The sequence below is a fragment of the Gilvimarinus sp. 1_MG-2023 genome (assembly GCF_030548285.1).
This window is the reverse complement of sequence record NZ_JAUOSC010000413.1, coordinates 1-355: the sequence shown is the minus strand read 5'-3', so window position 1 is coordinate 355 and position 355 is coordinate 1. Positions and strand designations below refer to the sequence as shown.

The following is a 355-nucleotide window of genomic DNA, read 5'->3' as shown; positions in this document are numbered from 1 at the left end:
CATTTGCTGATTCATCGCCGGTGCCAGGCAGAGCGGTGCTGAGCTGGCCAGACAGACGGTGGTCAGCAAGTCATCCCCCATACCGGCGGCAAGGCGGGCAATCAGGTCGGCACTGGCCGGTGCAATCAGGATGGTATCAGCCCAGCGTGCCAGTTCGATGTGACCCATACCGGCTTCGGCAGTCTCATCCAGCAAGGCGTGGTGCACCGGATTACCGGAGAGGGCCTGCAGCGTCAGCGGGGTGATAAATTCCATCGCACCAGCGGTCATAATGACTCGAACAGTGGCACCGGCCTTGGTCAGAGTGCGTACCAGTTCGGCGGATTTGTAGGCAGCAATGCCGCCGCTGATACCG

Annotated in this window: 1 protein-coding gene; it reads right to left on the bottom strand. The window is 61.1% G+C overall.

The annotated features are described in order from the left end of the window. Nucleotides 1-355, bottom strand: a 355-nt coding sequence (locus tag Q4563_RS17415; RefSeq protein WP_303605395.1) for a flavoprotein, incomplete at both ends; no start/stop codon positions are given.